This window comes from Labrys sp. HAY1-8F (assembly GCF_056754975.1).
This window is the reverse complement of the sequence record NZ_JBPGWZ010000002.1, coordinates 5,423,098-5,435,339: the sequence shown is the minus strand read 5'-3', so window position 1 is coordinate 5,435,339 and position 12,242 is coordinate 5,423,098. Positions and strand designations below refer to the sequence as shown.

The window sequence follows — 12,242 nt, the reverse complement described above, 5'->3', positions numbered from 1 at the left end:
CTGAGGCGAAGGCCGGCAGTTATCAGCGCCTCCCCAGACTGTATTGAGCACGTTGAGCCTGTGATCGATGAGCCGTAGCCCTGTCTCGCAACCCGCGCGGATCGCGCCGCTGGCGGTCTTGCCGGTCTTCTATCGCCTGACCGGCAAACCCGTCCTGGTCATCGGCGCGAGCCAGGCCGCCCTGTGGAAGGCCGAGCTGCTGGCGTCGACCGGCGCCGAAGTTCGCGTCGCCGCACCCGACGCGAACGACGCTCTGGCGCAATTATGCGCCCGCGAGGATGTGAGTGTCCGCCACCTCGCCCGCTCCTGGCACGAGGCCGATCTCGACGGCATTGCCCTGGTCGTCGCCGATGTCGAGGACGACGAGCAGGCCGCCCATCTCGCCGCCGCCGCGCGCCGGGCCGGTACGCCCGTGAATATCGTCGACCGACCGGCCTTCTGTGATTTTCAGTTTGGTGCAGTGGTCAACCGTTCGCCACTGGTGGTGGGCATCTCGACCGACGGGGCCGTCCCCGTCTTCGCGCAGGCGATCCGCAGCCGAATCGAAATATTGCTGCCGACCGGTTTCCAGAAATGGGCGGAGGCTGCCCGCAACTGGCGTCCCCTGGTGCAGGCGCACAACCTTTCCCTGCAGGCGCGCCGGGCGATCTGGGAGCGTTTCGTCCATGCCGCCTTCCGCCATCCGGAGCGCGTACCGGGCGAGGCCGAACGCGCCGACCTCCTCGCCACAATCGAGCAGCAGGAAAAAACCCCGGCATACGGCAGCGTCGCCTTGGTGGGCGCGGGTCCGGGGGATCCGGAGCTGCTGACCTTGAAGGCCGTGCGCGCCCTGCAATCGGCGGATGTCATCCTGCATGACGATCTCGTCTCCCAGGAAGTGCTCGATTTCGCCCGCCGCGAGGCCGAGCGCATCATCACCGGCAAACGCGGCCATCGCCCGTCCTGCAAGCAGGACGACATCAACGCTCTGATGGTTTCTCTGGCCAGGGACGGCAAGCGCGTGGTGCGGCTGAAAGGCGGCGATCCCCTGGTGTTTGGACGGGCCGGCGAGGAAATCGCCGCCTGCCGTGCCGCCGGCATTGCCGTCGAGGTCATTCCCGGCATCACTGCCGCTTCCGGAGCCGCCGCGAGCCTGGAAGTCTCCCTTACCCACCGCGACCACGCGAGGCGCCTGCAATACATCACCGCCCATGCCAAGAACGGCAAGCTGCCGGATGATCTCGATTGGAAGGCGCTTGCCGATCCCGCCGCCACCACTGCCATCTATATGGGCAAGTTGGTCGTCTCCGAAGTCGCCACGCGCCTGCTCGAGGCTGGAATGGCAGCGGATACGCCGGCCATCATCGTGGAATATGCCACCCATGCGCGCGAGCGCCGTTTCCATACCGCGATTGGCGAAATGGCCGGCGTCTTTGCCGCCAACCAGCTCGACGGCCCCTGCGTCATCCTGTTCGGCCAGGCCATGTCCGAGGCAAGGCGCGACCGCCCAAGCTGAACGGCACCCATCTCCACGGTACAGCTTCCGTTAAGGAAAGATTTGCCACCCTCCTTCCATGGTGGACCGCAGATTCGCGCCCGCCGGGTGTTTGAACGACAGGAATTCTCCATGAAAAAACTGATTCTCGCGGCCGCTCTGGCCACGATGGGCTTTGCCGGCCTTTCGACCGGTGCCTCGGCCATGCCCGCCACTCCCGGCATCGGCGCGGATGCCAGCCTCGTCGAGACCATCGCCTATGGCTGCGGCCGTGGCTTCGTACCCAATCGCTGGGGCCGTTGCGTACCCAACCAGCGCCCCGCCCCCGCCTACCGTCCCGGTCGCTTCGTTCCGGATACCCCCGCTTATCGCCGCGGCCCGGTGCCGGCCAATCGCAGCGGCTACGGACGGGCTTGCCCGCCCGGCACGCGTCTGGGTCCGCGCGGCGGCTATTGCCACCCTGCCTATTGAAATCGCACGAGACTTCACCCGTCTCACCAAGCCCGGCAAGGTCCATCCTTGCCGGTTTTTTTTTGAGCCACCGGGGACGTCCACTTCAAAACCCGCTTATGCTCTCATGCCGGCGAAGCCATTTGCGGATGATTTCGGTCAGATAGGCTGTCGAGCCAAGATCACCAATCCGACACGCAGCGACCGTACAGACCCGGATACGTGCCGGGCGGGCAGCTTCGACGCGGAACGGCCCAATAGCGTGGGCCGTCGTAATAGCCCGGCCCATCGAAGTAGCCCGGACTGTCATAATGATAGGGACGCACATAATATCTCGGTGCTTCGGCATATCCATCGCCGTAGCGCGATCCCCGATAGCCGCGGCTGTTGGGCACACAGCGTCCATAGCTGCGATAATAATTGCGCGGGCATCCATCCGCCACGGTTTGCAGTAGTGGATCTTCTACGCTAGCCGCAGGCACCACCGGCATGGCGGAAGCAGGCGCAGCAGCAAGGCCTGCCGAAGCAAAGCCCATGGCTGCTGCATAAGCGGCAATAACCCATTGTCTCATCACACGCTCCTCGAGCGAATCCAGCGCGATATAAACGCCGCGCGGGAAGCGTTCGTTCCGCGCCAGCGACGACCCCATCTTCCAGTGTATGGTGGTGGCCAGAGCATTCATAGGCAGCTTCGAATTCTTCCTCATATTTCTGGTGTGGTGCGCGCCCGCCTACCAGGCCTGTGCATTTCGCGTCTCTCATATGACGAGAAACTGAAATCGGGGCTTGCGCATCAGAGCGAAAAACCCTATTCAGCCCACGCTCAATGAGCGTCGGAGCGTAGCGCAGCCCGGTTAGCGCACTAGTCTGGGGGACTAGGGGTCGGAGGTTCAAATCCTCTCGCTCCGACCATTTTCTGAACATTTCGAATATGTCAGCCCTTCTTCGCGTGAAGTGAAGAGGCGTAGGCTTGGCACGGTCCGAACCAATATCGGCAAACGCAGCCGATGCCGTCAGGTTCCCGATGTTAAAAGTCATTGCCCAGGACTTCATCAAGCCCGACCACGTCGATACCGTGCTTCCGCTCTACAGGGAACTGGTCGCCAAGACGCGCCAGGAACAGCATTGCATCGCCTATGACCTTTTCATCGACCAGAAGGACCCCGGCCATTTCGTCTTCGTCGAGACATGGCCCGATCGCGCAGCCCTCGACGCCCATTGCCGTACCGAGCATTTCAAGCGGCTGGTGCCCCAGATCGATGCTCATCAGCGCCAGCCGGGCACCTATATTCTGATGGATTCCTTCGAGGTTTGAGCATGGTGCGGTTTATCCGTGTCTGTTTTCGATCATGGATTTGATATAGAACAAAAAGAGAACAAAATGCTGGACAAGCACATGTGTGCGGCATAGGGTCCTGCCCTCAACCGAAGGTAATCGACATGCTCGACGGTTATTTCGATGGCACGCACATGCCCGCTGCCCGACCGGAAGAAGTCGCGGAAATCGCCCGATTGGTCGATAAGGCAGGCGGCAGCGGCGCAGCCCTGCTGACGCTCTACCGTTACGCCCTGCAGGCCCAGACTTCGCTGATCAACCGGGACAGGCTGATCGCAGAATTGAAGCGCCAATCCGATCGGCTCGAGGACGAAGATCTTCACGAAAGAGTGGATGGCGACGCCCAGGGTGTCCCGATCGACTGGATCGTCAGCCGCGAACTGAAGCGGACCGACGGCAATGCCATGACGGCATTGCGACGGGCGATTCGCCGCAATGTCAGGCTCGACGACGAACTCGACCGTCTGGCAAGCCTGCTGGAGGCGGCGGGCAATCCCCTCAGCCTGTCTGGCAAGCCATGACCGAGCCTCTTACAGGGCCGAAGTCTACCCTGCGTCGGGCTGACGAGGTTGTACCGCTCGAGGTCGAGGAGGCGATCGCTGCTTGCGGTGGCGATACAGGCGCGACGGTTCGCGCCCTGCTTGTCATGATCGATCATCTGAGGGCCGAACTCGCCGCGCGGGACGGCGAGATTGCGGCGCTGGCTGCCAGCGTATCGCGCGGTTACGCGCGGGGCCTTGGTGAGCGCCACCTCCCCGGCTTGCGTGCTCTCCCCCGCTTGGATGACAAAGCGCTTCGCAAGCCCGAGGATTGAGAGATCACCGCCAAAGCAAATCGCACTTTCAGAGCATGCCGATCGGAAAAACCGACAATGGCGACACGGAACTCTAGCTTCGACGCCGCATCGAGCTATGCTTTGGCACATGCGCATGACACCAGCGGCAAGATCCCGCCAGTCAGCTGCAAAACGCACAGGCGTAATGCTGCCCCTATGTGGCTATGCCGCTGTAGCTATCAGAAAGACTGCGCACCGTAGTCCGATGAGCACACCACCCGGATCGTGCAGCACACAGCTTCCACGCTCACCACACGGCTCGCGCCTCGGTGACCGAATCACAGTGCGTGTGCGTTCAGCACCAAACGATGTCGCAGGCAATCTTCGGATCGAGGCTGTGTTTGCCGGGACTAGCCACCTGTCTCGTCTGCTTCGCAGCCATAGCCGGCGAACGCCAATCAATCACCGTATCGATAATCAAAATAGCGACCACCAGGACAACCAGAAAACCCGTGATCATTTCACTCAGATCCATGACGAACCTCCATCAGCCGGTTCCCGATCCGGCCATGAGGGACCCAGCCCTTCATTTCAACGCATGAATTCTGCGCTTGTTCCTACTATCCTTCAAGTTTAAATCGTCATCGAGTACCAAAGCTTGACGCTATTTTGCAGTGCACACATGCTGCTGCATCGCAAACAAAAGAAAAGCCGGCTGCTGGCGCGCCGGCTTTTCCTGAAAATCTGACGGTATACCGAAAGACTTTGCGGTTCGTTTAGGCTGCCGCCTGGAGCTGATCAGCGGCCAACTTGCCCGAACGCCGATCCTGGACCAGTTCATAGCTGATCTTCTGGCCTTCGCGCAGCTCATAAAGGCCGGCCCGCTCAACCGCACTGATGTGGACGAACACGTCCTTGGAGCCATCATCGGGCTGAATGAAACCGAAGCCCTTCTGGGCGTTGAACCACTTTACGGTACCTGTGCTCATCGTGAGCTATTCCTTCAACGTAGTGAGAGCCAAAGCCCGCAGCGAAGCGGACCCAGCGAGTGTCGAATTTTGGTGAGAGCTTGTCTGCGCGCATCCAGCGAGTGCCGTGACGCGAGGCCAAGTCGTTCGGCCGAAAATCGATGGCGACAGGCTGCCTCATTGAAATCGAGCGGTCAAGACAAAGCTGCGACAAAATGCGCATTTTTGCATCTGTGTCGCCTTTCTGAAACGCCAATAACAATATAGCGCCAATCCAGCCGAAATCTTCCAAGCAGAACATCAAGGCTGCAATTCCGCAGCACATGTCTGATCCTGCTCTTGCGAATTCACTACGCTTCAATTCACTTTCCTGTCACACAATCCTCTGACTTTTCGCTGGAACAGCATTCACGCGGATCAAAAATCGCACCCGGGAGCAGTGGACACCTTGCCTTTCCTCCGCACCGACACGCCGGAATGGCCTTAACCATGACGCAGGGCGGTTGGCACCCTGCTCCCGCTTGCGGCTATAAGGACGGGATCGGGAAGGCAGGCGAAGGACTGAAAAGGACGATGGATGGGGCGAAGCCAGAGATCGCGATATTGGTGCCCTGCTACAATGAGGCAGTGGCAATCCAGGCCGTCATACAAGGCTTCCACGCGCAGTTGCCCTCGGCCGTCATCTATGTCTATGACAACAATTCCTCCGACGACACCGCGCTTCTGGCGAAAGAAGCCGGTGCCGTCGTGCGCCATGAGGCTCGTCAGGGCAAGGGACATGTGATCCGCCGCATGTTCGCGGATATCGAGGCGGACATCTACATCATCGTCGACGGCGACAATACCTATGATCCCGCCAGTGCTCCGGCCCTCGTCGAGGCCTTGCGCGCCGGTCCCCTCGATCTCGTCAACGGCGTACGGGTGGCTGATGGCGAGATGGCCTACCGCCCCGGACATCGCTTCGGCAACCGGATGCTCACCCGCCTTGTCACTCGCTTCTTCGGCTCGTCTTCGCGTGACATGCTGTCGGGGTACAAGGCGATGTCCCGGCGCTTCGTCAAGACGTTTCCGGCCCTTTCGACCGGCTTCGAGATCGAGACCGAATTGCTCGTGCACGCCCTCGAAATGTCGCTTCCGCTCGGCGAGATCGAAACCTTCTATCGGGAGCGTCCGGTGGGCTCGCAGAGCAAGCTGCGTACCGTTCAGGACGGTATGCGCATTCTTAAACTCATTGCCAAACTGGTGAAGGAAGAACGGCCGCTGCTGTTCTTCAGCTGGGTCGCGGGCCTGCTTGCTCTATTGTCGCTCGCCATCGCCACACCGGTGGTGCTGGAATATCTTGAATTCGGCTCGGTGCCGCGCTTACCGACGGCTGTGCTCGCCACCGGTCTGATGCTGTCGGCCATCATCGCTTTCTTTTCCGGCATGATCCTCGACACGGTCACGCGCGGACGCAGGGAACTCAAGCGCCTGCATTATTTACGCTATGCCCCCGTCCGCTAGTCCCTCTTCCGAGCGGTCCTTGTGCTGGCGGCTATGCTGCTTTGCCTTGGCCGGCTTCGTCGGTTTCGCCTTCGATGCCGGCATTCTGACCGCCCTGGTCAATCTCGGCCTCGATGCCCGTCTGGCGCGCCTGGTCTCCTTTGCCTGCGCCATGGTGGTGACCTGGCTGATCAACCGCTCGCTTGCCTTCGGCGACCGGGCCGGCTCCGACATCGTGTCCGAGTTCCTGCGCTATTTATCCGCCAGCGTGCTGGCCGCCCTGGTCAATCTCGGCGCTTTCATGGCGCTGGTCACCCTCGGCGGGCCCTTTGCACGATGGCCGGTGCTCGCCGTGGCGGTTGCTATCGCGCTGTCGATGAGCCTCAATTTCTGGAGCTATCTCAAGGTCGTCTTCGCGCCGAAGCCGAGGACTCCAGATAGGCCGGCATAAGAGTTTCTCTCGCGATCTGATCGAATCATCCCCGATCGCAAAAAAAGCGCCTCACACGGAGACGCTTCTTCGCTCTGGCGCTGAGCCTATCGGCCGAAGCCCGGGATGCCTGCGGTCATGCCGCGCGCGAGCTGCGTGACGAAGTTGAGATCGCCACCGGCCGTCGGCGTCGTACGGGTGATCGAATCGAACACCACGCCGTCCTTCAGACCGTAATTGGCGACGCGCGACACCCGGCCATTGGCGAAGTAGACGGCCAGCACATTGCGGTCGACCAGGTGCGGCGACAGGAAGGCCACCGGGCGCGAGGTGGTCTGAGACACATAGTACCAGGCCTGGCCGTCGAGGGTGGACTGGGTGGAGGGCGTGCCGAGCGCTTCCAGCACCTGGGCCTGGGTCGTGCCGGGCTTGATCGCCGACAAGGTGCTCTCGGTCACCACGATACCGTGCACATTGGTCTCGCCGATCGAGCCGCAGCTTTGCAGCAGCCCAGCCAGCGAGATGACGACAGCGGCCGCCAGCACGGGAGACCGGAAACGGGGGGGCAACACAACTATACTCACTTTGGCCTCCATCGGGCACACAGGCTCGTTCGCCACATCGTCGCGTGGGCTCTGGCGTAACCCGCTCGCGCACGAAATTCAACCTTGGCGCTCAGGGAGCATCCACTTATATGGAGCGTCCGCTATAGAGTGCGGTCTTCGACCGGATCGTCGCCGGGCCGCGGGCATGGTCCCGCCCCCGGAACCCCTGTCGAATATCCCTGCTGGTGAAGGAGCTCATGTTCGGCCTGTTTCGCAATAGAGCGCGCGAGGCGCAGATTGCCCGCCTCTACGACCAGATCCTGGCGCAGAGCCGCGATCCCGCACTGTTCCTCGAAGGACGCGTCCCCGACACGGTGGAAGGGCGCACGGACATGATGCTGTTGCATCTGTTCCTGCTCATGCACCGGCTGAATGACGAGCAAGGTGATATCCGTGAGATCGCCCAGGGCGTATGCGACCGCTTTTTCGCCGAGCTCGACCGCGCCATGCGGGAAATGGGCGTGGGCGATCTCACCGTGCCCAAGAAGATGCGCAAGATCGCCGACATCTATACGGGATGCTCGTCTTCCTATGGCAATGCCTTGCACAAGCCCGATGACGAAGAACTCACCCAGGTCCTTCTGCGCAACGTCTATGCACGCGACGAGGCGAGACTGCCTCAGGCGCGGGCTCTCGCCGGCTATGTCCGGCGCGCCTCCAAGGCCCTTGCCGATGCATCGCTGGCGAATCTTGCCAGCAATTCCCTGCCCTTCCCCACCCCAGCCCTAGGTGAGAGCGCATGACCAATGAAACGCCCCACTTCTCGCGTCCGGTCCACCTGCGCGAGGTTCCGCCCACCGGCCGCCACTTCGTCATCGAGACGAACGAGGACGAGCGCCGGGCCATCGCGCGGCAGCTCGGTGTTCCTGATGTCGCCGCCCTCACGGCCAAGCTTCATGTCACACCCTTCCGCAAGGATGGGCTGGCGGTCGATGGCACCATTCGTGCCCGCCTGACACAGATCTGTGTCGTCACGGCCGAGCCGTTCGAGAGCGAGGTCGACGCTCCCGTCGATGTCCGCTTCTCACCGGATGGGCAGGATCCCAATGCCGAATTCGATCTGGCCGAATTGCACAACCCGGATGCCGAGGATCCGCCGGACCTGCTGTCCGGCGACACCATCGATCTGGGTGCCATCGTCTGCGAGTTCCTTGCCCTGGCGCTCGATCCCTATCCGCGCAAGCCGGGTGCGGCCTTCGAGGGCGACGAAGACGAAGCGGGCCTCTCTCCCTTCGCCGCGCTCAACAAGTTGAAGGACAAGGATTCTTAAGAGCAAAGGACGTTTTCGTTAAAATGCGCTTTGCTCCGGCTCCTTGTTTCGATGCGTCTTTGCGAAACCTGCCGTGCCCAGCAACGGGCAAAAGCCGTAGCAAACGCCTTTGATCGAACACGATTGTGTGAGATCGCACGTCCTGGAGCCGCGATTCATTGATCCGTTACGGGCCTGGACCTATCCACACCGTATGAATTTCTGCCTTTTGGAGAAGTAAATGTCGTTGAAGCGTCTGATGGCCGGGGTTGCACTCGGCGTTGGCTTGCTGGCATCCGGCCAGCCCGTCTTCGCTGCCGAACCGCTGGACAAGCCGGCGGTCGAGGCGATCGTCAAGAATTACCTGATGGAGCATCCCGAGGTCATCGTCGACGCCATCAACGCCATGCAGGCCAAACAGGAAGCGGCGGCGTCCGAGCGCCAGAAGAAGCTGCTCTCCGACAGCATGGATACCATCCTCAACGGGTCGCAGAACGCCGTACTGGGCAACCCTCAAGGCGATGTCACGCTGGTCGAATTCTTCGACTACAATTGCGGCTACTGCAAGCGCGGCCTCGCCGACATGGTCAAGCTGCTCGATACCGACAAGAAGCTCAAGGTGGTGCTGCGCGATTACCCGATCCTGAGCGAAGGCTCCAAGGAAGCCGCCGTGGTTGCCCTCGCCGTCAAGAAGCAGTTGCAGGGTGACAAGTTCATGCAGTTTCATCAGACCCTGCTGACCACCCGCGGCGCCGTCGGCAAGGATCGGGCGCTGCAGGTGGCGGAGGACTCCGGTGTCGACATGACCAAGCTGCAGGCCGACATGAAGGATCCGGCCTTGCTGCAGGGGCTCGCCAGCACCATGCGCCTCGGCGAAGCACTGGGCATCAACGGCACGCCCTCCTATGTGCTCGGCAGCGAGATCACGCCCGGCGCAGTCGGCTACGACGCCTTGAAATCCAAGATCGATTCGCTGCGCAAATGCGGCCAGACCGCCTGCGGCTGAGCCGGACAGAACCTTCTGCGTGCAAAGCAGGCGGTTTTTCACCGCCGGCTTTGCCTTCCTGGATCGAGCGCCCTATAAGGAGCGTTCGCAGCAAAAGGCCCGTTGCAGCACGCTTCGGGCTTTCAATTTATGGTCCGATTGGCAAGCATGGCGCTCGTCTACATTCTGAATGGCCCCAATCTCAATATGCTGGGTGTGCGTGAAACGTCCGTCTACGGCACGCTCGACCTCGGCGGTATCGAGACGTTGGCCCGGGCGCGCGCGGAACAATTGGGCCTGACCGTCGAATTCCGGCAGACCAACCACGAGGGCGTGCTGCTCGACTGGGTGCACGAGGCCTATCACAAGGGAGCAGTCGGATTGATCATCAATCCCGGCGCGCTCACCCACACCTCGATCGCTCTGCACGATGCGATCAAGGCTGTTAGCCTGCCGGTAATCGAACTGCATCTATCCAACGTGTTCGCGCGCGAAAGCTTCCGGCACCACTCCTGGGTCTCGCCGGCCGCCAAGGGCGTGATCTGCGGATTTGGCCCCAAGGGCTATGAACTTGCCCTCGAAGCACTGGCTTCGAGCGTATCGGCTCAATGAATGACGGGGCCTCGGCCCCGCGGAAACGCAAGGCATGACGATGTCGCGAACCAAATCGGGGATTGATCCCGAGATTATCCGGGAACTCGCCAATCTCCTCACGGAGACGGATCTTACCGAAATCGAGGTGCAGCAGGCTGACCTGCGTATCCGGGTGGCGCGGCAGATCAACGTCACGGCCACCGTGCCGGTGGGCGCGCCAGCGGTGAGCGTTGCCGCACCGGCCGCCGTCGTCGCCGCGGTGCCGGCCGCCGCCGACCCGGCCAATCATCCCGGCGTGCTGAAATCGCCGATGGTGGGTACCGCCTTTCTCGGCGCCGCACCGGGCGCCAAGGCCTTCGTGGAGATCGGCAGCAAGGTCAACCAGGGCGATCGCGTACTGATCGTGGAAGCCATGAAGACCTTCAACGACATCATCGCGCCGCGTTCTGGAACGGTGACCACCTTGTTCATCGAAGACAAGCAGCCGGTCGAATACGGCCAGCCGCTGATGATCATCGAGTGACGGGAATGTTTGACAAGATCCTGATCGCGAACCGCGGCGAGATCGCCCTGCGCGTGCTGCGCGCCTGCAAGGAACTCGGCATCAAGACGGTGGCCGTCCATTCCACCGCCGACGCCGATGCCATGCATGTCAAGCTGGCGGACGAAAGCGTCTGCATCGGCCCCCCGCCGGCACGCGAGAGCTATCTCAACATCCCCGCTCTGATTGCCGCCTGTGAGATTACCGGCGCTGAAGCAGTGCATCCGGGCTACGGCTTCCTGTCGGAAAACGCCCGCTTCGCCGATATACTCGATCAGCACAACATCGCCTTCATCGGCCCCAAGGCCGAGCATATCCGCATGATGGGCGACAAGATCGAGGCCAAGCGCACCGCCAAACGCCTCGGTATCCCCTGCGTTCCCGGCTCGGATGGAGGCGTCACCAATGACGTCGACGCGGCCCGCATCGCCGCCGAGATCGGCTATCCCGTGCTGGTCAAGGCAGCCGCCGGTGGCGGTGGCCGCGGCATGAAGGTCGCGTTGACGGCCGAGGATTTGTCCGACGCTCTCGCCACCGCCCGCGCCGAAGCTCTGGCAGCGTTTGGCGACGACGCGGTCTATCTCGAGAAATACCTGCAAAAGCCCCGCCACATCGAATTGCAGGTGCTCGGCGATGGCCAGGGCCATGCCATTCATCTGGGCGAGCGCGACTGTTCGCTGCAGCGTCGGCACCAAAAGGTGTGGGAGGAAGGCCCCTCCCCAGCCCTCAATGCCGCCCAGCGCAGCAAGATCGGCGATATCGTCGCCAAGGCGATGATCGAACTCGGCTATGTCGGCGCCGGCACGATCGAGTTCCTCTATGAGAATGGCGAGTTCTATTTCATCGAAATGAACACGCGCATCCAGGTGGAACATCCGGTGACCGAGATGATTACCGGCATCGATCTCGTCAACGAGCAGATCAAGATCGCCGCCGGTTCGCCGCTGTCGATCAAGCAGTCTGACGTACAGATCGAAGGCCATGCCATCGAGTGCCGCATCAATGCCGAGAATGCCGCGACCTTCCGGCCTTCCCCTGGCACGATCAGCTATTTCCATCCGCCGGGCGGGCTCGGCGTACGCGTCGATTCGGCGGTCTATCAAGGCTACAAGATCCCGCCCTATTATGATTCGCTGATCGGCAAGCTCATCGTGCACGGCCGCACACGCACCGAGTGCCTGATGCGTCTGCGCCGGGCTATCGACGAATTCGTGGTCGATGGCGTGGAGACCACCCTGCCCCTGTTCCGCACCCTGGTGCGCAACGCGGACATCCAGAACGGCCTCTACGACATTCACTGGCTCGAGAAGTTCCTCGAGGCCGGCGGCATGAGCGACAGCGTCTAGGCTTTTC

General features: G+C 61.7%; 17 protein-coding genes and 1 tRNA gene. 14 read left to right on the top strand and 4 right to left on the bottom strand.

Going from position 1 to position 12,242, the window contains the following annotated elements:
• Positions 1 to 67: 67 nt before the first annotated feature.
• Positions 68 to 1,495 carry a siroheme synthase CysG gene (gene cysG / locus ACR9ZN_RS34225; protein ID WP_481274317.1) on the top strand — a complete coding sequence of 476 codons (1,428 nt, stop codon included), beginning with the start codon at positions 68 to 70 and terminating at the stop codon, positions 1,493 to 1,495.
• A gap of 111 nt (positions 1,496 to 1,606) precedes the next feature.
• Positions 1,607 to 1,945 carry a GCG_CRPN prefix-to-repeats domain-containing protein gene (locus ACR9ZN_RS34220; RefSeq protein ID WP_481274316.1) on the top strand — a complete coding sequence of 113 codons (339 nt, stop codon included), beginning with the start codon at positions 1,607 to 1,609 and terminating at the stop codon, positions 1,943 to 1,945.
• Between the two features lie 161 nt (positions 1,946 to 2,106).
• Here the strand turns inward: ACR9ZN_RS34220 and ACR9ZN_RS34215 are convergent, their stop codons facing one another.
• Entirely contained in the window at positions 2,107 to 2,607 is a 501-nt protein-coding gene (locus ACR9ZN_RS34215) for a hypothetical protein (RefSeq protein ID WP_481274315.1), read from the bottom strand.
• Positions 2,608 to 2,758: 151 nt separating this feature from the next.
• Between ACR9ZN_RS34215 and ACR9ZN_RS34210 the strand changes: the two genes are divergently transcribed.
• From ACR9ZN_RS34210 to ACR9ZN_RS34195, 4 genes are all read left to right on the top strand, one after another.
• A tRNA-Pro gene (locus ACR9ZN_RS34210) sits at positions 2,759 to 2,836 on the top strand.
• 112 nt (positions 2,837 to 2,948) lie between these two features.
• Positions 2,949 to 3,239, top strand: a complete 291-nt coding sequence (locus tag ACR9ZN_RS34205; RefSeq protein WP_481274314.1) for a putative quinol monooxygenase — start codon at positions 2,949 to 2,951, stop codon at positions 3,237 to 3,239.
• Between the two features lie 125 nt (positions 3,240 to 3,364).
• A complete protein-coding gene (locus tag ACR9ZN_RS34200; RefSeq protein ID WP_454813650.1) occupies positions 3,365 to 3,781 on the top strand; it encodes a hypothetical protein in 417 nt (138 codons plus the stop codon).
• Positions 3,778 to 4,074, top strand: coding sequence for a hypothetical protein (locus ACR9ZN_RS34195; protein ID WP_481274313.1), 297 nt, complete (start codon positions 3,778 to 3,780; stop codon positions 4,072 to 4,074). Before ACR9ZN_RS34200 ends, ACR9ZN_RS34195 begins: the two co-directional genes overlap by 4 nt.
• 316 nt (positions 4,075 to 4,390) lie before the next feature.
• On the opposite strand, the gene ACR9ZN_RS34190 is transcribed toward ACR9ZN_RS34195, so the two are convergent.
• Positions 4,391 to 4,570, bottom strand: coding sequence for a hypothetical protein (locus ACR9ZN_RS34190; protein WP_454813648.1), 180 nt, complete (start codon positions 4,568 to 4,570; stop codon positions 4,391 to 4,393).
• Between the two features lie 241 nt (positions 4,571 to 4,811).
• Positions 4,812 to 5,024, bottom strand: a complete 213-nt coding sequence (locus ACR9ZN_RS34185; protein ID WP_434956034.1) for a cold-shock protein — start codon at positions 5,022 to 5,024, stop codon at positions 4,812 to 4,814.
• A 552-nt stretch (positions 5,025 to 5,576) separates the two neighbouring features.
• Between ACR9ZN_RS34185 and ACR9ZN_RS34180 the strand changes: the two genes are divergently transcribed.
• Both ACR9ZN_RS34180 and ACR9ZN_RS34175 read left to right on the top strand, forming a co-directional pair.
• Positions 5,577 to 6,506 (top strand): glycosyltransferase family 2 protein, encoded by a 930-nt coding sequence (locus ACR9ZN_RS34180; protein ID WP_434956033.1) that lies wholly within the window; start codon positions 5,577 to 5,579, stop codon positions 6,504 to 6,506.
• 46 nt (positions 6,507 to 6,552) lie between these two features.
• Entirely contained in the window at positions 6,553 to 6,936 is a 384-nt protein-coding gene (locus ACR9ZN_RS34175; RefSeq protein WP_454813646.1) for a GtrA family protein, read from the top strand.
• Between the two features lie 86 nt (positions 6,937 to 7,022).
• On the opposite strand, the gene ACR9ZN_RS34170 is transcribed toward ACR9ZN_RS34175, so the two are convergent.
• Entirely contained in the window at positions 7,023 to 7,499 is a 477-nt protein-coding gene (locus ACR9ZN_RS34170) for an outer membrane protein assembly factor BamE (RefSeq protein WP_434956031.1), read from the bottom strand.
• A 218-nt stretch (positions 7,500 to 7,717) separates the two neighbouring features.
• On the opposite strand from ACR9ZN_RS34170, the gene ACR9ZN_RS34165 reads away from it, so the two are divergent.
• The 6 genes from ACR9ZN_RS34165 to accC all read left to right on the top strand — a co-directional run bounded on the left by ACR9ZN_RS34165 (position 7,718) and on the right by accC (position 12,235).
• Positions 7,718 to 8,263 (top strand): ubiquinol-cytochrome C chaperone family protein, encoded by a 546-nt coding sequence (locus ACR9ZN_RS34165; RefSeq protein ID WP_441772512.1) that lies wholly within the window; start codon positions 7,718 to 7,720, stop codon positions 8,261 to 8,263.
• Positions 8,260 to 8,790: a YceD family protein gene (locus ACR9ZN_RS34160; protein WP_434956029.1), complete on the top strand. Its 531-nt coding sequence runs from the start codon at positions 8,260 to 8,262 to the stop codon at positions 8,788 to 8,790. The genes ACR9ZN_RS34165 and ACR9ZN_RS34160 overlap by 4 nt, the downstream gene beginning before the upstream one ends.
• Positions 8,791 to 9,010: 220 nt before the next feature.
• Entirely contained in the window at positions 9,011 to 9,775 is a 765-nt protein-coding gene (locus ACR9ZN_RS34155) for a DsbA family protein (RefSeq protein WP_454813643.1), read from the top strand.
• Between the two features lie 147 nt (positions 9,776 to 9,922).
• Complete coding sequence (gene aroQ, locus ACR9ZN_RS34150; protein ID WP_434956027.1) at positions 9,923 to 10,366, top strand: type II 3-dehydroquinate dehydratase; 444 nt, start codon at positions 9,923 to 9,925, stop codon at positions 10,364 to 10,366.
• Positions 10,367 to 10,406: 40 nt separating this feature from the next.
• A complete protein-coding gene (gene accB / locus ACR9ZN_RS34145) occupies positions 10,407 to 10,871 on the top strand; it encodes an acetyl-CoA carboxylase biotin carboxyl carrier protein (RefSeq protein ID WP_434959625.1) in 465 nt (154 codons plus the stop codon).
• Between the two features lie 5 nt (positions 10,872 to 10,876).
• Entirely contained in the window at positions 10,877 to 12,235 is a 1,359-nt protein-coding gene (gene accC, locus ACR9ZN_RS34140; protein WP_434956026.1) for an acetyl-CoA carboxylase biotin carboxylase subunit, read from the top strand.
• The last annotated feature ends 7 nt before the right edge of the window (positions 12,236 to 12,242 follow it).

Bases quoted from the DNA above. Each gene is read 5' to 3' on its own strand.
- ACR9ZN_RS34180 (WP_434956033.1), top strand. From the start codon at position 5,577: ATGGATGGGGCGAAGCCAGAGATCGCGATATTGGTGCCCTGCTACAAT.
- ACR9ZN_RS34200 (WP_454813650.1), top strand. From the start codon at position 3,365: ATGCTCGACGGTTATTTCGATGGCACGCACATGCCCGCTGCCCGACCG.
- accB (WP_434959625.1), top strand. From the start codon at position 10,407: ATGTCGCGAACCAAATCGGGGATTGATCCCGAGATTATCCGGGAACTC.
- ACR9ZN_RS34215 (WP_481274315.1), bottom strand. From the start codon at position 2,607: ATGAATGCTCTGGCCACCACCATACACTGGAAGATGGGGTCGTCGCTG.
- ACR9ZN_RS34205 (WP_481274314.1), top strand. From the start codon at position 2,949: ATGTTAAAAGTCATTGCCCAGGACTTCATCAAGCCCGACCACGTCGAT.
- accC (WP_434956026.1), top strand. From the start codon at position 10,877: ATGTTTGACAAGATCCTGATCGCGAACCGCGGCGAGATCGCCCTGCGC.
- aroQ (WP_434956027.1), top strand. From the start codon at position 9,923: ATGGCGCTCGTCTACATTCTGAATGGCCCCAATCTCAATATGCTGGGT.
- ACR9ZN_RS34165 (WP_441772512.1), top strand. From the start codon at position 7,718: ATGTTCGGCCTGTTTCGCAATAGAGCGCGCGAGGCGCAGATTGCCCGC.
- ACR9ZN_RS34185 (WP_434956034.1), bottom strand. From the start codon at position 5,024: ATGAGCACAGGTACCGTAAAGTGGTTCAACGCCCAGAAGGGCTTCGGT.
- ACR9ZN_RS34160 (WP_434956029.1), top strand. From the start codon at position 8,260: ATGACCAATGAAACGCCCCACTTCTCGCGTCCGGTCCACCTGCGCGAG.
- ACR9ZN_RS34220 (WP_481274316.1), top strand. From the start codon at position 1,607: ATGAAAAAACTGATTCTCGCGGCCGCTCTGGCCACGATGGGCTTTGCC.
- ACR9ZN_RS34190 (WP_454813648.1), bottom strand. From the start codon at position 4,570: ATGGATCTGAGTGAAATGATCACGGGTTTTCTGGTTGTCCTGGTGGTC.
- ACR9ZN_RS34195 (WP_481274313.1), top strand. From the start codon at position 3,778: ATGACCGAGCCTCTTACAGGGCCGAAGTCTACCCTGCGTCGGGCTGAC.
- cysG (WP_481274317.1), top strand. From the start codon at position 68: ATGAGCCGTAGCCCTGTCTCGCAACCCGCGCGGATCGCGCCGCTGGCG.
- ACR9ZN_RS34155 (WP_454813643.1), top strand. From the start codon at position 9,011: ATGTCGTTGAAGCGTCTGATGGCCGGGGTTGCACTCGGCGTTGGCTTG.